At 68.9% G+C, this 25,828-nt stretch carries 19 protein-coding genes; 11 read left to right on the forward strand and 8 right to left on the reverse strand.

Features of this window, described 5'->3' with window-relative positions; translation table 11 throughout:
• Positions 1-4: 4 nt before the first annotated feature.
• From KF745_01765 to KF745_01780, 4 genes are all read left to right on the forward strand, one after another.
• Positions 5-2,377, forward strand: a complete 2,373-nt coding sequence (locus KF745_01765; GenBank protein MBX3357133.1) for a hypothetical protein — start codon at positions 5-7, stop codon at positions 2,375-2,377.
• A 58-nt stretch (positions 2,378-2,435) separates the two neighbouring features.
• Positions 2,436-5,330: a hypothetical protein gene (locus KF745_01770; GenBank protein ID MBX3357134.1), complete on the forward strand. Its 2,895-nt coding sequence runs from the start codon at positions 2,436-2,438 to the stop codon at positions 5,328-5,330.
• A gap of 80 nt (positions 5,331-5,410) precedes the next feature.
• On the forward strand, positions 5,411-8,542 hold the full coding sequence (locus tag KF745_01775; GenBank protein ID MBX3357135.1) for a VWA domain-containing protein: 3,132 nt from the start codon (positions 5,411-5,413) through the stop codon (positions 8,540-8,542).
• Positions 8,543-8,544: 2 nt separating this feature from the next.
• A complete protein-coding gene (locus KF745_01780; protein MBX3357136.1) occupies positions 8,545-9,330 on the forward strand; it encodes a class I SAM-dependent methyltransferase in 786 nt (261 codons plus the stop codon).
• A gap of 66 nt (positions 9,331-9,396) precedes the next feature.
• On the opposite strand, the gene KF745_01785 is transcribed toward KF745_01780, so the two are convergent.
• Positions 9,397-11,931 carry an arylsulfatase gene (locus KF745_01785; protein ID MBX3357137.1) on the reverse strand — a complete coding sequence of 845 codons (2,535 nt, stop codon included), beginning with the start codon at positions 11,929-11,931 and terminating at the stop codon, positions 9,397-9,399.
• A gap of 142 nt (positions 11,932-12,073) precedes the next feature.
• Complete coding sequence (locus KF745_01790) at positions 12,074-13,741, reverse strand: radical SAM protein (protein ID MBX3357138.1); 1,668 nt, start codon at positions 13,739-13,741, stop codon at positions 12,074-12,076.
• Between the two features lie 108 nt (positions 13,742-13,849).
• On the opposite strand from KF745_01790, the gene KF745_01795 reads away from it, so the two are divergent.
• Complete coding sequence (locus KF745_01795) at positions 13,850-15,532, forward strand: HAMP domain-containing histidine kinase (GenBank protein MBX3357139.1); 1,683 nt, start codon at positions 13,850-13,852, stop codon at positions 15,530-15,532.
• A gap of 11 nt (positions 15,533-15,543) precedes the next feature.
• Here the strand turns inward: KF745_01795 and KF745_01800 are convergent, their stop codons facing one another.
• From KF745_01800 to KF745_01810, 3 genes are all read right to left on the reverse strand, one after another.
• Entirely contained in the window at positions 15,544-16,647 is a 1,104-nt protein-coding gene (locus tag KF745_01800) for a formylglycine-generating enzyme family protein (protein MBX3357140.1), read from the reverse strand.
• Positions 16,648-16,764: 117 nt separating this feature from the next.
• On the reverse strand, positions 16,765-17,196 hold the full coding sequence (locus tag KF745_01805) for a YraN family protein (GenBank protein MBX3357141.1): 432 nt from the start codon (positions 17,194-17,196) through the stop codon (positions 16,765-16,767).
• A gap of 15 nt (positions 17,197-17,211) precedes the next feature.
• Positions 17,212-18,528: a peptidyl-prolyl cis-trans isomerase gene (locus tag KF745_01810; protein MBX3357142.1), complete on the reverse strand. Its 1,317-nt coding sequence runs from the start codon at positions 18,526-18,528 to the stop codon at positions 17,212-17,214.
• 91 nt (positions 18,529-18,619) lie between these two features.
• Here KF745_01810 and KF745_01815 point away from each other — a divergent pair, with 91 nt between their 5' ends.
• From KF745_01815 to sdhB, 4 genes are all read left to right on the forward strand, one after another.
• Positions 18,620-19,111: a DUF1844 domain-containing protein gene (locus KF745_01815; GenBank protein ID MBX3357143.1), complete on the forward strand. Its 492-nt coding sequence runs from the start codon at positions 18,620-18,622 to the stop codon at positions 19,109-19,111.
• A gap of 78 nt (positions 19,112-19,189) precedes the next feature.
• Complete coding sequence (locus KF745_01820; GenBank protein ID MBX3357144.1) at positions 19,190-20,011, forward strand: hypothetical protein; 822 nt, start codon at positions 19,190-19,192, stop codon at positions 20,009-20,011.
• Between the two features lie 48 nt (positions 20,012-20,059).
• Entirely contained in the window at positions 20,060-22,033 is a 1,974-nt protein-coding gene (gene sdhA / locus KF745_01825) for a succinate dehydrogenase flavoprotein subunit (protein MBX3357145.1), read from the forward strand.
• 17 nt (positions 22,034-22,050) lie between these two features.
• Entirely contained in the window at positions 22,051-22,881 is an 831-nt protein-coding gene (sdhB, locus tag KF745_01830; protein ID MBX3357146.1) for a succinate dehydrogenase iron-sulfur subunit, read from the forward strand.
• 5 nt (positions 22,882-22,886) lie between these two features.
• Here the strand turns inward: sdhB and KF745_01835 are convergent, their stop codons facing one another.
• From KF745_01835 to KF745_01845, 3 genes are all read right to left on the reverse strand, one after another.
• Positions 22,887-23,177, reverse strand: a complete 291-nt coding sequence (locus tag KF745_01835) for a hypothetical protein (GenBank protein ID MBX3357147.1) — start codon at positions 23,175-23,177, stop codon at positions 22,887-22,889.
• A 96-nt stretch (positions 23,178-23,273) separates the two neighbouring features.
• Positions 23,274-23,483 carry a hypothetical protein gene (locus KF745_01840; GenBank protein ID MBX3357148.1) on the reverse strand — a complete coding sequence of 70 codons (210 nt, stop codon included), beginning with the start codon at positions 23,481-23,483 and terminating at the stop codon, positions 23,274-23,276.
• Between the two features lie 54 nt (positions 23,484-23,537).
• Positions 23,538-24,323, reverse strand: a complete 786-nt coding sequence (locus KF745_01845; GenBank protein ID MBX3357149.1) for an SDR family oxidoreductase — start codon at positions 24,321-24,323, stop codon at positions 23,538-23,540.
• Positions 24,324-24,436: 113 nt separating this feature from the next.
• Here KF745_01845 and KF745_01850 point away from each other — a divergent pair, with 113 nt between their 5' ends.
• The gene (locus KF745_01850; GenBank protein ID MBX3357150.1) at positions 24,437-24,859 is read left to right on the forward strand and encodes an HIT family protein; all 423 of its coding nucleotides are present in this window, start codon (positions 24,437-24,439) and stop codon (positions 24,857-24,859) included.
• A gap of 17 nt (positions 24,860-24,876) precedes the next feature.
• A complete protein-coding gene (gene nadC, locus KF745_01855; protein ID MBX3357151.1) occupies positions 24,877-25,803 on the forward strand; it encodes a carboxylating nicotinate-nucleotide diphosphorylase in 927 nt (308 codons plus the stop codon).
• The last annotated feature ends 25 nt before the right edge of the window (positions 25,804-25,828 follow it).

Consider the following 25,828-nt stretch of genomic DNA (forward strand, 5'->3'; position numbering starts at 1 on the left):
CGCCATGATCAGCCTTGGAGCACCCATCCTGGTCCTGCTGGCGTTGGTGGCGATCCCGCTGGGAATCGTGGCGCTGATCTACCTGATCATCCCGGTGTTCAAGGGCGTCGCGTGGTTGGTGCGGCAGGTGCTGCGGTTTGTCATCGGTGAGATCTCCGATGTGCTGCGGCTGATCGGCGCGATCGTGACGGGGATCGTGCTTGTGCCGCTGGTGATCGGGAACATCGTCATCGGGCGGTGGTCGGCGTCGGCGCACTTCGGGCGGGCGATCCGTTCGGAGTGCCACACGGGCGCGATGGCGGTGTACCGGATGCTGATCGGGCACCCGGCGCGGCTGCTGTGCCTGACGCCGCTGGTGGACGGGATCGAGCGGCGGATCCCCGAGGCCGTGGCGGCGGCGCCGGGGGCGGACCGGCCGCGGGGCCGGGAGGGGCAGTTCCCCGGGTACACGATCGTCGGGTCGCTGGCGGGCGGGGGATCGGGCGGGCGGCTGTACGTGGCGGAGCCGAGCACGGAGAAGGCGGCGGCGCTGTCGCGTCAGGGGATGAACGGGGTGGAGCGGGTGGTGATCAAGTCGTTCTCGCTGCGCGATGGGTCGACGCTGCCGCAGATCGTGCGGGAGAACCGGGCGCTGGACGCGGCGAAGCGGCTGGGGCTGATCATCGAGCACGAGCTGACGCAGGAGCGGTTCCACTACGTGATGAAGTACGTGCCGGGGGACTCGCTGTCGCTGGTGACGCAGCGGATGCACGCGGCGTCGGGGGACGGCGGGCTGGACGGCGCAACGCTGGCGAGGGCGCTGGAGTACTCGTGCGACCTGCTGAGGACGCTGTGTCATTACCACTCCGGCGGGCTGTGGCACAAGGACGTGAAGCCGGACAACATCATCGTGTCCGACGGGCAGGCGCACCTGGTGGACTTCGGGCTGGTGACGCCGTTGCGGAGCGCGATGACGCTTACGACGCACGGGACGGAGTATTTCCGCGATCCGGAGATGGTGCGGATGGCGCTGCGCGGGGTGAAGGTGCACCAGGTCGACGGGGCGAAGTTCGACGTGTACGCGGCGGGGGCGGTGATCTTCTCGATGATCGAGAACTCGTTCCCGGCGCACGGGGGGCTGTCGCAGATCACGCGCCGGTGCCCGGAGACGGTGCGGTGGATCGTTCGGCGGGCGATGACGGACTACGACAAGCGGTACGCGAACGCCGGGGCGATGCTGGCGGACCTGGAAGTGGTGGCGGCGGCGCGGGATCCGTACGCGCTGCGGCCGGCGGACCTGCCGAGCGTGGGCGAGACGGGCGGCGAGGAGTCGGCCGCTGCGGCGGGAGCGGCCGCCGGCGGTCGTGGAGCGGACGGCGCCGAGCCGGACTGGGTCTTCGCCCGCGGGGCGCGTTCACCCAGGCCGCCGGCGGAGCCGGCGCCGGCGCGGGCCGGGCGCACGCCGAAGGTGAAGGTGACGTCGTGGTGGTCGGGCCGGTACCAGGTTGAGCCCGGGGACGCGGGCGTCAAGGCGCCGGGGCCGATCGGTGCGGCCTTTGGTGCGATGGGCGCGGCGGCAGCCGCGGTTCCGCACGAGCGGCGGCGGACGCCGTCGGCATCGGCGGCGGAGCAGGTGCGGTCGGCGCGGCGGCGCGCGGCGGAGGCGCGCAAGCGCGCCCAGAGCCGGATGCGGTCGCGGCGCGGGGTGCCGGACGATGTGGCCGGGATCAACACCGGGGTCGGCGTGGCGCTGGCGGCGTTCATGGCGCTGATGGCGTGCGTGGGGCTTGCGGTGTACCTCATCAACTCTTCCAAGGCGACGAGGGCGATGGCGACCGCGGTGCAGACGCCGGTGGTCTCGGTCGGCGATGGAACGATCTCGGTGCGGACCTCGACCGCGTCGGTGGTCCGCGTGGGAGAGCCGGCGACCGGCGCTGCGCGGGTCGCGACAACCGTGAGGGGCGCCGCGCCGGCGTGGAGCGCGAAGCCCAAGGGTCGGATGCTCGTGCTGCGGGATGCCTCGACGCTGAGCCCCGAGATGGCCGAAGCGACGAAGCGGCAGTTCAAGGACCTGGCGAGTGCGGGGTTCGAACTCATCGGGAACGTGCCGGGCAACGAGGAGATCGAGAGCGAGGAGCGGGAAGCGCAGGACGCGATGATCGCGGATGTCCGCAACGCGGTTCGGCTGCTGCCGTTCCAGTCGGCGGAGGCAAGGTCGGTGATCCGCGGCTGGCTGGATGCGAGCCCGGATGTTGACCTGCTGCTGTGGGTGGCCCGCGGGGATGATCCGGCGGAGGCGTCGTGGTGGATCGTGGGGCCGTCGGTAATCGAGAAGGGCGTGCTGTCGGCCGCGGCGGACGCGATCCAGGCCAAGCCCGCGAGAACGGCGGGGCGTTAGGGCGGGCGTGTGCGGCGGCCGTTTCAACCCATCGGCCCCGTGAAACGTACAATCTGGTATGAGCCGAACGCACGAGGTGGCACGAGCCGCACGCCGCAGGCTGGGGGTGCGGGATCTGGTGAACAGGCTGGGCCCGGCGCTGGTGGTGGGGAGCGCACTCGGGCTAGGGGCGGTGGTGGCAGAGCGGGTGCTCGGCGCGAGCGGGCTGGCGTGGTGGGTGGTGGTCGCGGTGCCGGTCGCGGGTTCGGCGGCGGGCGCGGCGGCGATCGCGGCGTTCCGGCGGCGGTCGCTGCTCGAGGCGGGGGGCGAGGTGGATGCGGCGCTTGGGCTGAGGGACCGATTGTCAACCGGGCTGGCGTTCTCGGGGGCGACCGCGGGGCCGTTTGCGTCGATCGCTGTTGAGGATGGGGAGCGCGCGGCGGGGGGTGTGGCGCTTCGGCGGGCGATTCCGGTGCGGTTTGGATCGTCGTGGTGGGCGTGGCCGGTGCTGCTGGTGGGGGCGGTGGGGGCGGGGTGGCTGCTGCCGGAGTGGAACCTGTTGCGGCCGGCAGCGGTGAGCCCGCTGGTGCTCGCCGAACGGGAGCGGGCGCGGGTTGAGGCGGCGAAGGACGTTGTCGCGGCGGTGGAGTCGATCCGGGCAACGCACGATGCGCCGACAGTGGATGTGGCGGGGCGTGAGCAGTTGGCGGTGCTGGAGCAGATCGAGCAGGAGTTGGCGGATGGTCGGGTTTCGCCCGAGGAAGCGCGGCGGGTCGCGGCCGCGGCGATGGATGAGGTGGCGAAGGAGAAGGGCGAGGCGGCGGAGGAGGCGCAGCGCCGGGCCGATGCGCTTCGGGAGCAGTTGGCGCAGGCGGGGGCCGGGGGCGGGAATCCGTCGGGCGGTGGATCTGGGTCGGTGCTGAGTGATGCGCTGCGGCGCGGAGATGTGTCGGGGGCGGCGAAGGCGGCTGAGGCGATGTCGCGAGAGTTGGCGGAGATGACGCCGGAGGAGCGGGCGAAGGCCGCGGAATCGCTCGAGCACCTGGCGGAGGATCTTGAGGCGTTGAGCCGGCCGGAGGAGAAGGCCGCCGGGGAGACTGGCCAGGAGCAGGCGCGGCCGGGGGAGGATCCGCGGGAGCAGAAGGCCGTCGAGGCGCTCCAGGATCAGGGGCTGTCGAAGGAGCAGGCGTCGCGGCTGTCGAAGGAGACGGACGGGGAGAAGATCAGGGAGGAGTTGGAGAAGAACAGGATCGATCCCGAGACGGCGCGGCGAGCCGCGGAGAAGATCGCGGAGCAGAACCGGGAGCGGCGGGCGGAGGAGCAGGCGGCGAAGGAGCGGGAGAGCCTGGCTCGGTCGCTGAAGAGCGCTGCGCAGTCGCTGCGCGAGCGGGAGCAGACGAACGAGGCCGAGGCGACGAAGGAGGGCGGTGCCTCGCAGCAAAGAGAGGAGAGGAACGGGGCGGGGCGGGGCTCCGAGAAAGACGCGGAGAAAAGGCCGGAGAAAAAGCCGGGCGACTCAAGGCGGGAGGAAGGATCATCCCAGAAGGACCGGGAGGGAGGGAAAGGGGCGGGCGAGGAGGAGCGGGCGAGCGGGAACAAGGGGGACCAACCCGGATCGAAGGGCGCGGAAGGGAGCGCCGGGGCGGAGGGTGAGAAGGGGGGCCAGGAGCGGCGGGAGGAGGGATCAAAGGGGCGTGGCGAGAAGGACGGTTCTCGCGCGCAAGGCGGCGACGCCCGGCCGAAGACGGATCAGAAGAAGACCGGTGCCGGCGAGGGCGACAAGAAGGAGGAGGCGGCGAAGGGCGAGCAGCCGACGGGGGGCGACGGCCGGCAGAAGAACGAGGCGGGCAACGGAGCGCCCGATTCGCCGCGGCAAGGGGCGGATGAGCAGCGTGGAACGCAGCCTGGAGAGCAGGGGCGACCGAGCGAGAAGGACCAAGGGAGGGATGAGAAGAAGGAGACGGGTGACGCAGGTGGAGGTGAGAAGGAGCAGGGGCGGAATGCACGGGCTGGGGAGAAGAAGGATGGGACCGAGAAGGGCCCGGGAACAAAGGACGAGAGGAACGCGAGAACAGGTGGCGAAACACCAAAGGGCGGAGAGACGCCGGGCGCTGACGACGCGAAGCGCATTGGTGACAAGCCAGAACCGGGCGCCGGCACGACTCCAACGGGTATCGAAGCGCCGAAGGGCCTCCGATCCGGCGGCGAGAAGGCCAGCGACGGAAAGACGGGCCGGCCGACGGCTGGCAAGCCGGGGGAGACGTCGGGGGGCGAGGCGGAGGCAACGGACACGTCGAGGGATGGTGCGGGCGGCGAGAAGCCAGTACCGGGTGCGGCGAAGCCGGGCGGAGGGTCGCCAGAGGGGGCGACGGATGGGTCGCCCGGCGAAGGCGTGTCGCGACTGACCAAGCAGTTGAAGGATCTAGAGAACTCGTCGCGCGGCGCGGAGCGGGATGGGAAGTCGGCGCAGGAGTTGGCCGACAAGGCCCGTGAGATGTGGGATAGGGCCGACCCGGAGACGCGGGAGCGGATGAAGGACTGGGCGCAGCAGATGTCGCGGGAGCAGGGGAACAAGAAGGGGTTTGCGCCGGGGGACAACGCGCCGGTGGACCAGGCCGGGGGCGGCGGATTCACGGGCACACCGAGCGACCGGCCGCGTGGGGCCGAGCCGTCGCCGCCGCTGCCGGCGAGGACCACGGTGGTCGACGGCCGCTCGACGCCACCGCAGGGCGATGTCGACCCATCGCGCGAGCGGGTTGTCGCGGAGTGGTTGGGCGACGGCAAGTCCGGGGAGCGCGTGTCGCGCCAGGAGGTCGAGGCGAGGATCTCCGAGGCGGCGCAGAGCGCGGAACGGGCGATCGGCGATGACCGGACGGTGCACTCGAGGTACGACAAACTGATCCGCCGGTACTTCCGCCGATTGCCGGACAACATCGTGCCAGCCGGGGAACCGCCGGCCCCGTCGTCTCCGTAGCCGCCGCGCGTGCGGGCGCGAGTTCGGATGGGCGGGTTTCGCGTGAAGGTGGGGCTACCCGCGGAGACTATGCTGCGATCGTGAGCATCCGATTCGATCAGCCTGTGTGGCTCCTGCTGCTCGCGCTGAGCGTGCCGGTGGCTGTCATTGGTGTACGGTGGCTCACGGGGATGAGCCCGGTTCGTCGCGCCACGGCGATTGTCGCGCGAGTCGTGCTGGTGGCACTGGTGTCGGCCATGCTGGCCGGGGCGACGGCGGTGCGGACGACCGAGCGGCTGGCCGTAGTCGCCGTGGTGGATGTCTCGGGGTCGGTGAGGCGGCTGGCGGATCAGGCGGGGACTGGAGAGGTTGGGAGCGGGGACGGACGGCGGGCGCTCGAAGCGGTGAGACACTTTCTGGAGGCGGCCGCGGCGGATCGGAAGCCGGACGATCTGCTGGGGATCGTCGTCTTCGACTCCTCGGCGGTGGCGGTCGCGACGCCGACGCGGGCGGATGTGCTGCAGCGGTCGTTGGACGTCAGCACGGGTGAGGGGTCGAACATCGGCGAGGCGCTGCGGTTCGCGGCGGCACTGTTCCCTCCGGATGCGACGAGGCGGATCGTCCTGTTTTCGGATGGGAACGAGACGGCGGGGCGCGCGATGGAGGCGGCGAAGGAGCTGTCGGCGTCGGCGGGGCTTGGGGGCGTGGCTAGCGCGGGGCGGGAGTCCGGGGGCGTCGTGGTGGACGTGGTGCCGATCGCGTACCACTTCTCGAACGAGGTGGTGGTGGAGGCGGTGGAGGCGCCGCCGACGGCGCCGCCGGAGGGGACGATCAACGTGCGGGTGGTGCTGAGCGCGACGTCGCCGGCATCGGGCGTGCTCAGGCTGCTGAACGAGGGGGAGGAGATCGACATCAACGGCGCGGAGGCGGGATCGGCGCGGCGGGTGACGCTGGCGCCGGGGCGGAGCGTGGAGTCGATCGCGGTGAAACTCGATGCGTCGCGGGTGCACCGGTTCGAGGCGATCTTCGAGCCGGATGCGGGGCCCACCAGGTCCGGCGGCGCGGCGGCGTACGCGGGGGACACCGTCCTGACGAACAACCGCGCGGAATCGTTCACGATCACGGCGGGCCGCGGGAGCGTGCTGGTTGTGGACGGGGTGAGCGGCGGCGATGCGCAGGGCGCGGGGGCGACGCTGGCGCGAACGCTGTCGGGCGCGGGCATCGATGTGGAGACGGTGGCGCCGGCGGGGCTGCCGGGTGATCCGCTGTCGCTGCAGGCGTACGACCTCGTGATCCTGCAGAACGTGGCGGCCGATGCGCTGCCGCGGAACTCGCACGCCTTGCTGGCGAGTTACGTGTCGGACCAGGGGGGCGGGTTGATCATGGTGGGGGGGCCGGACTCGTTCGGCGCTGGGGGCTGGAAGGGGTCGGACCTGGAGGCGGTGCTGCCGGTGCGGCTGGACCTGCCGGAGAAGCTGGTGGTTCCCGCGGCGGCGATCGTGCTGGTGCTCGACGATTCGGGGTCGATGTCGCGGAGCGTGATGGGCTCGTCGAGGACGCAGCAGGAGGTGGCGAACGAAGGGGCCGCGCTGGCGGTGCAGTCGCTGGACCGGACGGACATGGTCGGGGTGATCGCCTTCAACTCGGACTACGTGGTGCTGGTTCCGCTGGACCGGAACACGGAGCCGGACCGGACGTGCTCGATCATCCGCTCGATCCGGCCGGACGGGGGAACGGAGATCGGACCGGCGCTGGAGGAGGCGTTCAACCAGCTCAAGGATGCGGAGGCGACGGTCCGGCACGTGATCCTGCTGACCGACGGGGTCTCGGGGGATCGGCAGAGCCTGCCGGACCTTGCGGTGCGGATGAAGGAGGAGGGGATCTCGCTGTCGACGATCGCGGTGGGCGATGGAGCGGATGCGCAGACGCTGCAGGTGATGGCGGACCGGGGCGGGGGCGCGTTCTACCGGGTGACGGACCCGAGCCTGTTGCCGCGGATCTTCCTGAAGGCGGTGCGGGTGGTGCGGACGCCGCTGATTCGGGAGGCGCCGTTCACGCCGGTGGTGCTGGCCACGGGTTCACCGGTGACCGAGGGGGTCGGGGCGGGGATGCCGCCGCTGCGGGGTCTTGTGCTGACGCAGCCGCGGCCGGAACGGACAGTGACACTGGCGATGACGACGCCGACCGGCGAGCCGCTGCTGGCGTACTGGAACGCGGGGTTGGGGCGCGTGGCGGCGTTTACATCCGATGCGCATTCGAAGTGGGCCCAAGGGTGGATCGGCTGGCCCGGGTATCGGCGGATGTGGACGCAACTGGAGCGGGAGATCGCGAGGCCGGCGACCGATCGCACGGCGGAACTGACGACCGAGGTGGTGGGGGATTCGTTGCGGCTCCGGCTGGACGCGGCGGACAAGGACGGGAGACCGCTGGATCTGCTGTCGGTGCCGGCGAAGGTGTACGGGCCCGATGGGAAGGTGATCGCGACCCAGTTGGCGCAGACGGCGCCGGGGGTGTACGAGGGATCGGTGCAGGCGACGGGGAGCGGGAACTACGTGGCGGTGCTGACGCCCCGGCAGGGGACGCGTCGGCTGCCGCCGGTGCTGGGCGGCGCCTCGCGGGCGTCGGGGGTAGAATTCCGAGCACTGTCGTCGAACATCGGGCTGCTGCGGGACGTGGCGGGCGTGACGGGAGGGCGGGTGTACGACCTGCGTGATCCGTCCTCGGCGAACCTGTTTGACCGCACGGGTGTGAGGCCGAGCGAGGCGCGGCAGCCGCTGTGGAGGCCGCTGCTGCTGTGGACGATCATCGTGCTGCTGATGGATGTGGCGACGCGGCGGATCGCGTGGGACCGGTTTTTCAGCAGCCGGTACGGCGCGGACGTCAAGGCGGCCGCGGCGGATGCGGTGCGGGACCGCGGGGCGCGGGCGGCGGCGGCGTTGTCGTCGCTGCGCGGAGCACCCGCGGCGGCGCCGGCCGGGGGAGCTTTGTCCACCGACGATGCACGGCGGATTGTCGCGGAGCAGGCGAGGCGGCGGAAAGAGGAGCGGGCCGCCGCGGCGCGGGGCGGCACCGCGGCAGGAGCTGGGGCAGCGTCGGCAGCGCAAGCGCCGCGGGACCCGGGGGAGGCTGGGCAAGCGGAAGATCGAACTTCGGGACTGATGGCGGCCAAACTGCGTGCGAAGCGGCAGTTCGAGGAGAGGAAGGAAGGCGGCGCTGGAGGCGCCGGGGAGTAGGAATGGAACGGGAACGGGTCGACCACACCGCGCCGCTGCACACGATGAACCCGACCTCGCGGTTCGGGGCGCGGGCGGAGGATTACAAGAAGTTCCGGCCGTCGTATCCGGGTGCGGCGATCGATGCGGTGCTGGACGGGCTGGGCGAAGCGGGGAGGGTGGTGGCGGCGGATGTCGGGGCGGGAACGGGGATCTCGTCGCGGCTGCTGGCGGAGAAGGGCGTGCGGGTGATCGCGGTCGAGCCGAACGCGGCGATGCGGGAGGCGGCCGAGGCGCACGGGCTGGTGGAGTGGCGGGATGGGACCGCGGAGGCGACGGGTCTGCGGGATGGGGAGGTGGACCTGGTGGTGTGCGCTCAGGCGTTCCACTGGTTCGAGCCGGTCGGCGCGGTGCGGGAGTTCTGGCGGGTGCTCAAACGCGGCGGGCGCCTGGCGCTGGTGTGGAACTCACGGGACAACCGGGACGATCTGACTCGGGGGTATGTCGAGGCGATTCGCACCCACGGCGGGGAGCACCCGGCGGAGCGGCGTCCGTTCCGGCCCGACGGGGTGAGCGAGACGGGGCTGTTCACGCCGTTGCGGCTGTTCGAAGTTCCAAGCGAGCAGGCGCTGGACGAGGAGGGGCTGCTCGGGCGGGCGGCGAGCGCCTCGTATGTGCCCAAGGCGGGGCCGGATCATGACCGGCTGATGGAGGCGCTGCGGGTGCTGCACCGGGCGCACCGCGGGGCGGATGGGATGGTGAGGCTGCGGTACATCACGCAGGTGTGGACGGGGGATCGGGTGGGGTGACGCCAAAAACAAAGCCGCGGGCCGCGCATGGTGCGCGGCCCGCGGTGGGTTGGTTCGTGCGGGTTGTTACTCGCTGGCCTTGTTGTTGCGCTGGGCCGCCTCGAGCTTCCTGATGTCCTCGGGGCTGAGTTGCGGGCGATCGATCTTGAGCGTCAGCGTGTTCAGCCTGGCGGTGAGCGGGAACGGCGGCGTGTAGTCCTCGTCGTTCACGCCGGTCAGCGTGTCGGAACCGATGTCGAAGGACTCGTCCCATTGAAGGATCATGGGGAGGGTGTGGGGCATCTCGTGCGTCGCCACGGCCTTGCCGTCGACCTTGAGGGTGCCGGTGCCCGGGCGTCCCAGGCCGCTCATGTTGTTGAAGGCCAGCGTTCCCACGCCGAGGCCGTCGTACTCGAAGTCAAACTCGATGGTGTGGCGGCCGGGCGAGAGGGCCTCGGGGCCCTCCCATTTCATGCGCCTCAGGTCGAGCAGGTTCCAGAGGAAGACGGGCTTGCCCTTGAGCAGGTAGAAGCCGTATCCGCCGAAGCGGCCGCCGGAGGTGAGGATCATTCCTTCCGCGCCGCCCGCGGGCACCTCGATGTCCGCCGTGATGGTGTACGAACTGTTGAGGAGGAAGGGGGAATCGCCCTGGGGCAGGCCGACCATCGGGTGCTTGTACACGAACTCGGTTCGGCCGGCGGTGATGTTGGGGCGCGGCGCGACGATGCGGCCCGCGACGGAGGCGTCCATCGGGAAGACCTGGTACTTGCGGGCCTCCTCGATGAACAACTGCCTGAGCTGCTTGACCTTGTCGGGGTGCTTGTCGGCGATGTTGTTGGACTGGCTGAAGTCGGTGTTCAGGTCGTAGAGCTCGAAGACCTGGTTGTTGAGCGGGTCGGGGTTGGCGGTGCCGAATGCCTCCCAGGGCGCACGGTTTACCTTCGTGCTCAGGAGCCAGCCCTCGTGGTAGAGGGCGTACTGGCCCATCATCTCGAAGTACTGGGTCGTGTGGCGGGAGGGCGCCTTGGCGTTCGCGGGATCGAAGGTGTAGAGGAGGCTGGTGCCCTCGATCGGAGCCTGCTTGATGCCGTCGACCACCTCGGGGGCGGGGATGCCACAGGCCTCGAGGATGGTCGGGACGATATCGATGATGTGGCAGAACTGCTCGCGCAGGGCGCCCTTGTCCTTGATCCGCGCCGGCCAGGAGATGCACATGCCCTGGCGGATGCCGCCGAGTTTCGAGGCGTTCTGCTTGAACCACGTGAAGGGGGCATCGAAGGCCCACGACCAGCCCGCCGACATGTGGTTGTACGTCTGCTCAGTGCCCCAGACGTCGTACCACTTCATCTGAACGTCAACGGGCACGCTGACGCCGTTGAAGAAAGCGACCTCGTTCGGAGTGCCCAGGGGTCCGCCCTCGGCGCTGGTGCCGTTGTCGCCGTTGATGTAGATGATGAGCGTGTCGTCGAGCTTGCCCATGTCCTCGATGGCCTGGATGACGCGGCCGATCTCGTGGTCGCTGTAGGCGACGTAGGCAGCGAAGACCTCCACCTGCCGGATGTAGAGCTTCTTCTCTTCGGGGGTGCAGTCGTCCCAGTTCTTGATGACCTCGGTCGGCCAGGGGGAGAGGTTGGTGTTCGGGGGGATCACGCCCAGGCGCTTCTGGTTCTCGTAGATCCGCTCCTGGACCTTATTCCAGCCCTCGTCGAAGAGGTGCATGGCGTGGATCTTGTCGACCCACTCCTTGGTCGGATGGTGGGGCGCGTGCGAGGCGCCGGGCGCATACTTGACGAAGAACTTCTTGGTCGGGTCGATCTGGTTGAGTTCGTTGAGGCGAGCGATGGCGTCATCGGCCATGCCGGTGATGAGGTTCCATCCCGGCTTGCCCTCGAACGGGTAGATCTGGGTCGTGTTGCGGAAGAGGTTCGGCTGCCACTGGTTGGCATCGCCGCCCACGAAGCCGTAGAAGTATTCGAACCCCATGCCAAGCGGCCACTGGTCGAAGGGACCGACCTGGCTCGCGGCGAACGCGGGGGTGTTGTGGTCCTTTCCGAACCACGCGGTCGAGAAGCCGTTGTCCTTGAGAATCCGACCGATCGTCGCCTTGTCCTCGGCGATGATGCTGTTGTACCCGGGGAAGCCGGTGGCCTGCTCGGAGATCACGCCAAAGCCGGCCGAGTGGTGGTTGCGGCCGGTGATGAGGGCGGCCCGCGTCGGCGAGCAGAGCGCGGTGGAGTGGATGTTGTTGTAGCGCAGGCCGTTGTTGGCGATGCGGTCCATGGCGGGCGTGGGGATGACGCCGCCGAAGGTGCTGGGGACGCCGAATCCGGCGTCGTCGGTGATGATGAGCAGGATGTTGGGGGCTTCCTTCGGCGGCACGATGCGGGGCGCCCACCAGAACTTGGACTGGAGCGCATCGTCCTTGATCACGCCGCCGAAAGCCGGGTCGGGCGCGGGGAGTTGTTTGCCGTCGATGGTAGTGGTGGCGCTCGGCGAGCCGGGTGTGCCGGTGGTCTGGATGGGCGCGGGCTTGGTGGGTGGTTGCCGTGATTCCGCGTGGCACGCGAAGGTGATCGCGGCGACGAGGGCGCCAGAGAGCAAGGACGAGGTGGGCCGGTCCATTTATTTCTCCTGAGAAAGAATCGGTGGGTGGGCAGTCTACGCAAACTCGGGGGCTGGTGCTTTCCCCGGGATCACGGCGCTTTCGACATCAGCACGGCCGATTGCATGCTGTGGATTCACACGCTCGACGTTCGATCGACCATCATCGCGTTTCGACAACGCCCTTGAGCGCCAGCGTGGAGGCCTCGACGATGCGCAGGGGAATGATGCGGCCGATGAGGTCATCGGGGCTCGAGCCGCGAGGCGCATCGAAGAGGACGATCAGATCGCCGTCCGTCCGGGCGGACATCTGTGGCGGTTCGGAGGACGGGTCGGCCGCGGGCGCGGGCTGTCGAGCCTCGCGGCCGCCGATCGTGAGTTGGAGCGTGCCCGGCGCGGGGGCGGCCGACTTCTGCTTCTTCTGCTCGCGCGGCGAGAGGCCTGTGACGAACGCGGGAACCGTGGTTCCGACGTACTCGGCCGAGACCGCGGCGCTGATGGAGTTCTGCAAGGCGAGCAGGGCGTTGTTGCGGAGGCGCTTGGTTGCCTCGGGGACGTCGTCGGCGAGGCGGTCGTAGGCGGAGGTGCCGGGGCGGGGTGAGTACTTGAAGATGAAGCAGTTCTTGTAGCGGGCGGCGCGGAGGAGAGACTCGGTGGCGGCGAAGTCGTCGTCGGTCTCGGTGGGGAAGCCGACGATGATGTCCCCGGCGATGGTGACGGGCCTGCCGAGTTCGGGCTGGTGCAGGAAGGAGTGGACGCGGGCGAGGAAGTCGAGGTACTCGGCGACCGAGTAGCCGCGGTTCATGAGCTTGAGAATGCGGTCGGAGCCCGATTGGCCCGGGACGTGGAGGTAGCGGCAGATTCGCGGGTGGTCGCGGATGACCTCGAGGACGTCGTCGCCGAAGTCGCGCGGGTAGCTGGTGACGAAGCGGAGGCGCTGGATCGCGTGGACCTCGTCGTGGATGCGGCGGAGCAGGTCGGCGAAGGTGGTCGTGCGATCGCCCGCGAACGGGTCGCGCCGGTGTCCGCCGAGGTAGGAGCGGCCCTTCTGCGGCTGGGTGATGCCGTTGACGCTGACGGCGGCGCCGTGCTCGAAGCGGTAGTGGTTGACGGTCTGGCCCAGGAGCGTGATCTCGATGACGCCGGAATCGGCGAGGCGCTTGCACTCCTCGATGATGTGGTCGGGCGGGCGGTGGACCTCGGCGCCCCGCGTGAAGGGGACGACGCAGTAGGTGCAGAACTTGTTGCAGCCGCGGGTGATGCGGACGTAGGCGGTGCGGGTGTGGGGTGCGGCGCCATCGGGAGCGACGGCGCGGGAAAGATCCAGCAGTTCGAGGGAGTCCTGGGCGGCCGCGAGGGTGCCGCTGCGGCGCGAGGTGTTGCCCTGGAGGGCGAGTTCGCCGGCGGAGCGGAGGCGGACGCGGCCGGAGGGATCGAGCGAGGGCTCGTCGCCGGCGAGGGCGGCGCGGGTGCGGACGGCGTTGTCGAGCAGGGTGGGGAGCTTGTCCAGTTCGCCCGGGCCGCAGAGGAGATCGACGACGGGCATCCGGCGGATGAGGGTCTCGCCGTCGCGCTCGGCGAGGCAGCCCAGGACGCCGACGACCAGCGACGGATCGGCCTCCTTGCGCTCCCGGAGTTCGCCCAGGCGGCTCCAGACCTTCTGCTCGGCGTGTTCGCGGACGGAGCAGGTGTTGTAGAGCACGACGTCGGCCTGGGCGCGGTCGGGAGTGAAGCGGTAGCCCAGGGAGCGGAGCTGGCCGGTGACCAGCTCGGAATCGAGCTCGTTCATCTGGCAGCCGAAGGTCTCGATGTAGACGGTGCGGGTAGGCATCGGGAGCGGGAGTTTAGGTCGGCGGATGAGCGAATCGCGGGGGACCGTCGCCGCGGCGGGTCCGGCCTCGTGCGCTGGGCACCCGGGCCGACCGGTACACTTCGGGGCATGTGGCGCGGGATCTCACTGGCGAACAAGTGTCTGCTGCTGTTCGGTGCGGCGGTGGTGCTCATCATCGTCTCCGCGCTGGCGGTGCCGTGGTTCCGTCTCAACTCGATGGTCGAGGAGGGACGGCGGGACTCCGCGTCGCGGCTGGTGTTGGCGTGGGAGCGGATCGTGCAGCGGGACGCCGCGGCGGGGAAGGGGACGCCGCCGGGGGTGGTTGAGCGGCTGGGTGGGGCTGACATCGTGATGCTGTCGGCGGCGATGGCGCAGGAGCAGATCGATCGACCGGATCCGGATGACACCTCGCGGTTCGTGAAGCGGGCGTGGAACCGTTTCGCGGCGGACGACAACGCGGTAGAGTCGTTCTCCAGCCAGTGGCGGCGCTCGGGCCGGCTGGAGTGGTACGCGAAGGCGGTGCGGGCCGACGACGACTCGCTGCAGGGGATGATCCTGCTGACGCAGACCAACAGCGGCGCGGCGTGGCAGCTGGTGCAGAACACCATCTACCTGCTGGCCGCGGGCCTGATTGCGTTGGGGCTCGCGGTGCTGGTGTTCTACCTGATTACGAACCGGCTGATCCTGAGCCCGGTGCGGTCGCTGAAGGAGACGGCCGAGTCGGTGCGGCTGGGGAACCTCTCGACGCGGTCGTCGATCGACACCGGGGACGAGTTCGAGGAACTTTCGGATACGTTCAACCAGATGCTCGAGGGGCTGCAGGCGGGGTCGGACCAGCTCAGGGCGATCAACACCGCGCTGGACGTGAGGGTGGGGGAGTTGGCCGAACGCAACCTGGCGCTGCACGAGGCGAACCGGGTGAAGGGCGAGTTCCTGGCGAATGTCAGCCACGAGTTGCGGACGCCTCTGAACTCGATCATCGGGTTTGCGGAGTTGCTGCTGGAGATCGCGGAGAAGGAGGCTGCGGCCGGGGACGACTCGACGCGGCTGACCAAGCGGCGGCGGTACCTCGAGCACATCATTACGGCGGGCAAGACGCTGCTGGAGATGATCAACAGCCTACTGGAGATGGCGAAGGTGGAGGCGGGGCGGACGGCGCTGCACCTGGAGACGATCAACGTCGCTGATACCTGCAACGCGCTGGCGGCGATGCTGCGCCCGCTGGCGGACAAGAGTGGCGTGGACCTGGCCGTGGAGATCTCGCCGGACCTTCCGCTGGTGGAAACGGATCCGAAGAAACTGCAGCAGATCGTGTTCAATCTGCTGTCAAACGCGATCAAGTTCACGGGCGACCCGGCGCGGGCCGACGAGGCCGCGGCGGAGCTCGCGCCCGGGGCGCCGAAGGGGGGGCGGGTGGTCCTTCGGGCCGAGAAACTGGTGGGGCGAGCGAGCGAGGGGGCGGAGAGCGTGGACCGGGTGAGGATCAGCGTGCTGGACACCGGGCCGGGGATCGCGGAGGAGGACCTGCCGAAGATCTTCGAGAAGTTCCGGCAACTCGAGTCGGGCATCACTCGCCGGCACGCGGGGACCGGGCTTGGGCTGGCGATCTCGAAGGAGTTGACCTCGCTGCTGCAGGGCGAGATCCACGTGCAATCGGAACTCGGCCGGGGCTCGATGTTCAGCCTGATCCTGCCGCTGCACCCGGATCCGACGCGGGCCGCGGAGATGCGATTGGAGATGCAGTTCCGCGGCGCCTTGGCATCACAGAAGGTTGCAACGGAGACAGCGTGATCGGGGCGTGGTCAGTGGTCCGATGCAGGCGGTGTCACGGCGGCGGGCGGAGCGATCGGCTGGGCGGGCGCGGTTGGCTTGGGGGCCTCGGCGTCGCGCACCAGGCGGATGCCCACGTGACTCATCCCGGTATCGGGCGTGCAGCCCATCCGAGCGCTGACGCGATAGCTGGCGCAGTACGAATCGTTGCAGAGGAAGGATCCGCCGCGCTGGACGCGGACATCCGGGGCATGCGGGTTGCGGGGATCATGGGAGGCCGGTGGCCCTTTGGGGTTCGCGGCGACGCCATCGGGGCCGAGCGACCGGGCCATGAGCGCGTAGGTGTCATCCCGGAACAAGTCGCTGGTCCATTCCCAGACGTTCCCGGCCATGTCGTAGAGCCCGTATCCATTGGGCGGGTACGACGCTACGGGGGCGGTCCGCACGAATCCGTCCTCGTGGGAGTTCACGCGGGGGAAGCTGCCTTGCCAGGTGTTGGCGCGGGTCGGGCCGATGGGCTCGTTGCCCCACGGGTTCACGGCGTCCTTCAGCCCGCCGCGGGCGGCGAACTCCCACTCGGCTTCGGTCGGGAGGCGGCCGCCGGCCCAGGCGCAGTAGGCCAGCGCGTCCTCGTAGGAGACCTGCACGACGGGGTGGTCCATCCGGTCGGTGATGTCGGAAGCGGGGCCCTCGGGGTGGCGCCAATCGGCGCCGATGGTCCATTGCCACCAACTGAGGTCGGCGCACGATTCGCCGGGCTGTCCCGGCGGCGGGACGAAGACGAGCGAGCCCGGGCGGAGCATGTCGTCGGGCGGCTTCGGGGTGCCCGGGGCGACCTGCTGGCGGAGTTGTTCCCAATCAACCGCCCGCTCGGCGGTGGTCGTGTAGCCGGTCGCCTCGACAAAGTTGGCGAACTGCGAGTTGGTGACCTCGGTGGGGCTGATCCAGAAGCCATCGACGCGGACGCGGTGGATCGGCGCTTCGTCCCGGCGCGCGAGCGGATCGGTGCTCCCCATGTCGAACTCGCCGCCGGGAATCCAGACGAGTGATGCGAGCTTCTCGGGTGCGGGGCGTGCTGGTGGAGGAGAAGACGGCGGTTGGGCGAGCATCGGAGCGGCGAGCAGCAAGGGCACCATTCCGGCAGCGATCATTCGGCAGGCTGAGCGAGGTGACGATCGCTTCATAGCGGGCTCCGTGACAGTGAGGAGGAGCCGGATTGTAGATCTGTCAGGCAGGAGCGCTGCCGATCCGCATCACACCGCGGCGATGTGGTGGCGGAGGATCGGCTTGCCGCGGGCCGGCCACTCCACGGCGACAACATCGATTCGAACGGGGCGATCGTTCCAACGGTTGGCGGCGGCGAGGTGCCTGGCGACGCTGAGGAGTTTTCGTCGCTTGTGCGCGTGGATGTTGGCCTCGGGAGGGGGTTGGATCCGGCCGGGGATGGTGCGCCGGGTCTTAACCTCGACGACGACGATCGTCCGTCGGTCCGGCGCGACGCAGACGATGTCCGCCTCGCCCATAGGGACCCTGACATTGCGGGCGAGGATGCGGTAGCCCGAACGACGCAGGAGGCGGGCGGCGGCTCGCTCGCCGGCGCGACCGAGGCGACGCTCGGCGGCGGCGGGGGTCTCCGGGGGGCGGCGAAGGAGTGCGGCCCAGGTCCTGGCAAAGAGCGGCGACAACAACGTGGGCCCTGCTCAGGACGGGGAACCGTAGAACCGCTGGTACGCGATGATGACCAGCCGCTCACTCATGACGTTGAGATCGCTGTAGGAGCCTCGCTCGAGGAGCGAGTTGAAGTAGCGGTTCATCTCCGCGTTCATCCGGCTATTCTGCAATCGGTCCGCGATGGAGAGCTGAGCATCGTAGAACGATACCGGCTCCGGCTGATCAATCTTCTCCAGTTTGATCCAGTAGAGATCGTTGCCGAGCGTCACGGGGCCAGCGACTTCGCCGACGCCGATCGAATGGGCGGCGTCGTTGAGCGGCTTGGGGCCGAACAGTTCGGAGGCCTGGTACGTGCCGGTCAGGTTCGCGGTGTGCATTCCGCCGCCAGCTGCAAGGTTGATCGTATCGTCTTCGGCCAGCGTGTCGAAGGGCGTGCCGCTGGCCAGCGCGACCGAGACCTTGTCGGCGCTGATGGAATCAGACTTCTTGATGCGGATCATGCGGAACTGAGCGGTGCCAGGCGGGCTGAGGCGATCCTTGTTCGCCTGGTAGTAGATCCAGACGTCGCGAGGGCTGACGTTGACGCGGCTGGCGACACGCTGCGAGAGCTCCATGGCAATGAGACGCTCTTCGAGCTTCTTCTTGGCCATCTGATCCAGCGTGGTCTGCTCGGTCTCGATGAGTTGCTGCTCGGCGACGAGTTCCGCGCCCCCGGACTGTCGTATGTAGTCGCTGCGGAGTTGCCCCAGGAACTGACGAAGGCCGATTTCCTTCATCTCGGGCGTGAGCTTGGACATCGCCTCGGCGAGCAGCAGTTCGTCCTTCACCTTCTGGAAGAGTTCGTCCCGGATGATCCTCGTGGCCTCGGCGATCCACGCGGCCGGCGCCGGGTACTGGTTGCTCAACTGGCGGAGGCGGCCCTCGAGGTTGCTCTTCTCGAAGAACGCCGAGGCCACGATCGGGTGGCCGTTGATCTGCCCGACGAGGGAATCGACAAGGATTGACTGTCCGGCCGCTTTGGGCGCGGGGTCGACATCGCGAGGCGGACCCGCGTAGGACGAGATGTCGATGGCGCCCTCCGAGGCGGACGATGCGCTCATCGTGGGAACGCGAGAGGCGGAGAGGCTGGCTGGACTTGGAGGGGAGGCGGATGAGGGGGCCTCCACGGTCGGAGCACCCAGCGAACGGACCGGCACGGACTGCTGGAAGTCTGAGGCGCTGACCACCGACTGGTTCCCGCCGCTGGTGGAGCAGGCGGCCAAGGCCGCCGAGCCGAGGAGGGCCACGGCCAGCAAAGTCAGACGCGCCCCCGACGCCTGAATCGGCCGGTTTGTGAGTGCTCGCATCGCGTACTCCTCGGCTCACAGGTTAGGTGCAAACCCGACACTCCGCCAACCCCTGCATATACTCGGTCAATCCCCGGAAAGGGCCCCACCAATGGCCGACCAGCCGACCCCGCAAGCCCCCAAGATCATCGTGGACAGCGACTGGAAGGCCCAGGCCCAGGCCGAAAAGGCCCGGTTGGCAGCCGCGGAACAGGAAAAGGCGAGCAAGGCGGGAACCGGACCGGATGCCCGCGGCGTGCCCGGCGGGCCGGACTCCGGTCGCATGCCCCCGGCGGACTTCCAGACGCTGCTCGGGACCATGGTGACCCAGGCCCTGATGTACATGGGGGCGTTCCCGGATCCGGAAACGGGCCGGGCGGTGGTGTCGTTGGAGCACTCCAAGTTCCACATCGACTTGCTGGAGGTTTTGGCGACTAAGACCAAGGGCAACCTGACCGAGCAGGAAGACCACGACCTCACCCAGACGCTGAGCGAACTGCGGATGCGATTTGTGGAGATCTCCAAAGCGGTCGCCGCGGCGATCGCGAAACAGGAGGCGGGCGGGAAGATCGGCGGGTCGCCCGGCGGATTGAAACTGACCTGAGGATGGGGTGGGAGGGTGTGAGGGTGACCCGCTCCCCGTTCGAGTGGGGGGGTGATTGGGCTCTGGAGGGAACCGTTGGTGGGACAGTCCGAGTCGTTCCTTGACAAGCACTACTACCTGCTCCGCCGGCTCCATTCGCTCTCGGGCATCGTTCCTATCGGCGCGTTCCTGATCGCGCACCTCACGACGAACTCCACCATCCTGTGGGGCCACCTGGATTCGCGCAAGCGGGTGCACGGGCATTCCGCCGCGGCGGCGTTCCAGGAAGAGGTGAACTGGATCCACTCGCTGCCGGCGCTGATCCTGATCGAGATCTTCGTGCTGTGGCTGCCGATCGCGTTCCACGCCGGCTTGGGCGTGGTGTACGCGATAAGCGGGAAGTCGAATACATCCCGGTACGCGTACCAGGCGAACTATCGGTACTGGCTGCAGCGGATGACCGGCTACATCGGGATCCTGTTCATCTTCTACCACATCGCGACGCTGCGATGGCACTGGACGTTCCTGGTGCCGGGCGGGACGGAGTGGTCAGCGACGTTCGCGGCGTCGACGCTCGGGGCGGTGCTGCAGGGCGGCACGCAGGGAATGACGCTGGGCGGAGCGATCGTCACCGTCGGATACATGGTGGGCGTGACGGCGCTGGTGTTCCACTTTGCGAACGGCCTGTGGACGGCCGCGATCACCTGGGGGGTGACCCAATCGCGGATGGCGATGCGGCGTTGGGGGCAGGTGTGCACGGCGATCGGGGCGGGGCTGATGCTGATGGCGTGGGGGGCCGTCATCGGGTTTGCGACGCTGGACATTCGGCGCGCGGAGTCGGCCGAGCGGAGCGTGCACGGGGGGCACGCGGAGGGCATGCACGCGGGTGAGACTGCGACGGTCGGCCAATCCGGCGAGTGAGGCTGATGCGAATCGCGGCCGTCCGCGGCCGCGGGAAAGAGTCGGAGCATGGTGAAGCAGCGTGTGATTGTCGTCGGTGGTGGGTTGGCGGGGCTCGCGGCGGCGGTGCGCCTGGGCGAGGCGGGGGTTCCGGTGGACCTGTTCTCGCTGGTGCCGGTGAAGCGGTCGCACTCGGTGTGTGCGCAGGGCGGGATCAATGCGTGCAACGACGTGGCCCGGCAGCAGGGGTACTCGGAGTACGAGCACTTCGACGAGACGGTCTACGGCGGGGACTACCTCGCGGACCAGCACCCGGTGCTGGAGATGGCCAACTGGGCGCCCCGGGTGATCGACCTGCTGGACCGCATGGGGGTCCCGTTCAACCGCACGGCGGAGGGATTCCGCGACCTGAGGCTGTTCGGCGGCTCATTGTTCAAGCGAACCCACTTTGCCGGGGCGACGACGGGGCAGCAGTTGATGTACGCCCTGGACGAGCAGGTGCGGAGGTACGAGGCCGAGGCGAAGGTCACCAAGTACGAGTTCTGGGAGTTTCTGTGGCCGGTGATCGACGAGGGGCGGTGCATCGGCATCGCGGCACAGGATCTGCGAACGATGCAGATCCGCGCGTTCCGCGCCGACGCGGTGGTGATGGCGACCGGTGGGTGCGGGCTGGTGTACGGCAAGTCGACCAACTCGATCATGTGCACCGGCGCCGCGGCCGGACGGTGCTACCAGGCGGGGGTGTGGTACGGGAACCCGGAGATGATCCAGGTGCACCCGACCGCGGTTCCCGGGGCGGACAAACTGCGGCTGATGTCCGAATCGGCGCGCGGCGAGGGGGGACGGATCTGGGTGCCCCGGTTGCAGGGCGACTCTCGCCCGGCCAGGGACATCCCGGAGGCGGAGCGGCTGTACTTCCTCGAGGAGAAGTACCCAAAGTACGGGAACATTGTGCCCCGGGACATCGCGACGCGTGAGATCTTCGACGTGTGCGTCAACCAGGGGCTCGGCGTGGGCGGCGAGAACGCCGTGTACCTCGATCTGACTCACAAGGACCCGGACGAGCTGACGAGGAAGCTGGGCGGGATCCTGGAGATCTACGAGAAGTTTGTGGGTGTCGACCCGCGTCGCGAACCTATGAAGATCTTCCCGGCGGTGCACTACTCGATGGGCGGGCTGTGGACCACGTACGTGAAGGGGCGGTACACGCCGCCCCAGCCGCTGGAGAAACACCGCTCGGGGGCTGCGACGCCGATCGGGGCCGACATCGGGCTGGGCATGGCGCCCGGCGAGATGACGAACATGCAGACCAACGTGCCCGGGCTGTACGCGTTCGGGGAGGTGAACTTCGCGTACCACGGGGCCAACAGGCTGGGGGCGAACGCGCTGTTGTCGTGCATCTTCGACGGGCTGTTCTGCGGCGTGAGCGTGGTGAACTACCTGCGGGACGGCGAGCCGTCGAAGCGGCCGGCCGAGTCAGCGCGTGCGACGGTGTTCGAGACGGTCGAGCGGCAGGAGACCGCGAAGTACCGCGCGATCCTGGAGACGGCGGGCAAGGGCGGGGGCGAAGCGGCGACGAATCCGTACCTGATCCACAAGGAACTCGGGGACGAGATGACCGCCGCGTGCACGGTGGTCAAGAGCGGGCCTCGCCTGGAGCAGTGCCTGGGGAAGATCTCGGAACTGAAGGAGCGGTACGCAAGGGTGTGCCTGCCCGACGCGGCGATGTGGACGAACCAGTCGCTGACGTACACGCGGGCAGTGGGGGACATGCTGGTCGTGGCGGAGGCGATCGCGATGGCGAGCATCGAGCGGAAGGAGAGCCGCGGGGCCCACTACCGCACGGATTACCAGCAACGCGACGACGCGAACTTCATGAAGACGACACTGGCGAAGTTCGATCCCCGAACAAGGACGACGAGCATCGAGTTCGTGCCCATCGACGCGTCGCTGACCAAGGCGACCGCGCGCACGTACGGAAAAGTGGAAGACAAGAGCGGGGCGAAGACGGGCAGCACACCGGCGGCGGCCGGGGCCGTGTGAGTGAGGAAGGGCAACGCATGAGCAACGCCGGCACTACCAATGGCCATGCCCGTCGAGCATCCGCGCGACCGGGGCGGACGGTGCGCCTCCGCATCAAACGGTGCGACGGACCGGGCAAGCCGTCGTACTGGGAGACGTTCCCCGTGGCGGTCGATCGCGGGGCGAACATCATCTCCTGCCTGCAGAAGATCGCAGCGAACCCGGTGACGGCCGAGGGGAAGAGGACGACGCCGGTGGTGTGGGACTCGGGGTGCCTCGAGGAGGTGTGCGGTGCGTGCAGCATGGTTATCAACGGGAGGGTGCGGCAATCGTGCTCGTGCCTGATCGATGAGCACGCGCCGGGGGACGGGGACGAGATCACGCTGGAGCCGATGAGCAAGTTCCCGGTGGTTCGAGACCTCTGGGTGGATCGCTCGCGGATGTTCCACAACCTGGAGCGGATCAAGGGATGGGTGCCCATCGACGGCACGTACTCCCTGGGCCAGGGGCCGAAGGAGACCTCCGACAGGCAGGAGGTCCGTTACAAGCTCTCGGAGTGCATGACCTGCGGGTGCTGCCTCGAGGCTTGCCCGCAGTACACCCTCGAGAGCGATCCATCGAAGTGGGACTCGTCGTTTGTCGGGGCGCAGGTGATCTCGCAGGTGCGGTACTTCAACATGCACCCGACCGGCGAGCGGCTCGCGTCGGACCGGCTCGACGTGATGATGGCTCAGGGCGGGGTGTCGGACTGCGGCAACGCGCAGAACTGCGTCGAAGTGTGCCCGAAGAACATCCCGCTGACCGAGTCGATCGCGGCGATCGGCCGGGCCGTGACCATCCACGGCTTCAAGCGGTACTTCCACCGGTAACGGGGTCAGGCCTGCACGTCGATGTTGGGGGGAGGCTCGCCCTGCTGCGGCGGGCCGTAAGCGGGGTGCTCGCGCCGGTCCTCGCGGGCCTCTTCGCGGTCATTCGAGGCCAGGTTGCGGACGGCCGAATCGGTCTGGGTCTGTGAGACCTCGAGGTCGATCTCGTCCTGCGGCCGACGGGATTCGGCGGGGCCCTGCCGCCGTCGGGCGGCGTCGCGGGACGCGATCCGCTCGGCCCCCGGGGCGCCGGCGACAGACTGCGTGACGATCGAGTTGCCCGGGCCGAGCACGCTCATACTGGGGTATCGGCACGGCCGGCGATGGTCCTTGACGGGGCCGGTCTGGCGGGCTCCTGGAGCGGTCCGTATCGGACGCGGTGGGGGCATTGGACGTTACTGGCGGTGCTTGCCGGGGCCGGGGGAACGCATCCCCTGGACGATGCCGACCAGCAGCGCCGTAGCGGCATAGCCAAAGCCCGCCGCGCCAAGCCCGACGAACGCGGACTTGCCCGCGGGGTAATGGCCGGAGAAGTAGGCCCAGACGCCGACGGCAACGCCGATGATGCTCGCGGCAACCCAGATCAGAACGTGTGGCTTAAGCATGGGGGCTCCCGTTGATCGGGAGGCAGCATACACGGGCGACACCGGATCGGGCGGTCAGACCCCGACGATGTTGATGCCGCAATCGACGTAGATGGTCTCACCGGTGACACCGTCGGAGAGGTCGCTGGCGAGGTAGACGGCGGTCTTGCCGACGTCGGAACCCTCGGTGGGGCGGCGGAGGGGCGCTTTGATGAGTGCCTGGTTCGAGAGTTCCTCCGCGCCGCCGACGGCGGAGGACGCGAGCGTCCGCAGGTAGCCGCCCGAGATGATGTTGACGCGGGTCTTCTGGGCGCCCAAGTCGAAGGCGAGGTAGCGGGCGGTGCACTCGAGGGCGGCCTTGGCGACGCCCATGACGTTGTAGCCGGGGACGACCTTCTCGCCCCCGTAGTACGACATGGCCATCACGCTGCCGCCACCGGCCTTGGCAAGCAGATCCTTGGCGCGGCGCGCCATGGCCAGCAGGGTGTAGGCGGAGATATCAATCGCAGCGAGATAGGCCTGCCGGGGGGTCTCGACAAACTTTCCGGCCTGGAGGAACTCGCGGTCGGCAAAGGCGATGGAGTGGACGAGGAAGTCCATCTTGTCAAAGGACTCGGCGTAGCGGGTGAAGGCGGCGTCGATCTGCTCGTCGCTGGAGGCTTCCATCGGGAAGAGCCAGGGGTCGGAGACGCCCAACTGCTCGACCGCCTTGCGGGTGCGTCGCTCGTTCTTCTCGCCAGGGAGGTGGGTGAAGGCGCACTTGCCGCCGTTGTCGATGATCGACTTGGCGATGTACCAGGCGTACGAGCGGTCGTTCGCGACACCGACGATGAGGCCGACCTTGCCATCGAGAAGACCCATGAAGACCTCCTGGGAGCTGGAAACCGGGAACAGGCGGAAGGATACGCACGGCCCGGCGGAACACGACGCGGGTCGCCGCCCGGGCGGCGTGGGGCGGCGGCTACTGTGTGGTCATGGCCGAGACCATTTTCTCGAAGATCATCCGCGGCGAGATCCCCTGCCACAGGGTGTACGAGGACGAGCACGTGCTGGCGTTCCTGGACATCGGCCCGCTCTCTCCCGGGCACACCCTGGTTGTCCCGAAGGAGGAGGCCGCCACGCTTGACAGGCTCTCCGATGAAGCGGCCGCGGCGGTCGGTCGGGTGTTGCCGCGGGTGTGCCGGGCGGTGATCGAGGTCACCGGGTGCGAGGCGTACAACGTGCTGCAGAACAACGGCGCTGCGGCCCACCAGGCGGTGTTCCACGTGCACTTCCACGTGATCCCGAAGACGGATGATGGCCGGGGCCTGGGCATGGGGTGGAAGGCGGGGTCGCTGGAGAAGAGCACCGGCGCGGAGCTGGCCCGGAAGATGGCCGAGTCGATCGCGCGGGACTGATTCGGGGGGAGCTGACCGTGGTCGATCTGAACAAGTTGAGTCTGGGTGAGCTCTACGCCGAACTGGCACGGGATGGGCTCGTGCGGCGGCTGGTGGAGTTGGCGCGGGATGAGGACCTCGGCGCTCGGGGGGACGTGACCAGCGGGGTATGCATCGACGCCGGCCGGGTGGGCCGGGCGGTTGTGGTTGCCCGTGAGGCCGGCGTGCTCGCGGGCCTCGCGGTGGCTTCGACAGTTGTCAGCGTCTTGGCACCGGGCACACGGCTAAGCGTGCTTGTCTCCGACGGGCTCACCGTGAGCCCGGGCCAGGAGGTCGCTCGTCTTGATGGGCCGCTGCGGGAGATTCTCGCAGCGGAGCGGACGCTGCTGAATGTCGTGGGGCGGCTCTCCGGGGTGGCGACAAGGACGCGGGAGTATGTGCAGGCGGCGGGGGCGCTCGGCGGCCGTGCGGGGGTGTACGACACGCGGAAGACGACGCCGGGGATGCGGGTGCTTGAGAAGTACGCGGTGCGGTGCGGGGGTGGGCGGTGTCACCGGATCGGGCTGTACGACGCCGTGCTGATCAAGGACAATCACCTTGCGGGGGTGCCGCCGGATCGGCTCGCAGGGTTCGTCGGCGCGGCGGTGGAGCGTGCGAAGGCTGTCCCCGGGGGAGTGCGGTTCGTGGAGTGCGAGGTCGACTCCCTGGACCAACTGGCGGCGCTGCTGGCGGGCGGGGGATGCCGCGTTGACGTGGTACTGCTGGACAACATGGGGCCGAAGGAGTTACGCCGGGCGGTCGGGATGAGGGGGGAATCCGCGGTCGCCGTTGAACTGGAGGCCTCCGGCGGGGTGACGCTGGAAACCATCGGGGAGATCTCGGCGACCGGGGTGGAGCGGATCAGCGTGGGGGGGCTCACTCACCACGCGGTTTCGCTCGACCTGGCCCTGGATGCTGAGGGTTGAGGCGGGCGGGCGATCGAAACGAGGC

The organism is Phycisphaeraceae bacterium (assembly GCA_019636655.1).
Classification (GTDB): domain Bacteria; phylum Planctomycetota; class Phycisphaerae; order Phycisphaerales; family UBA1924; genus JAHBXB01.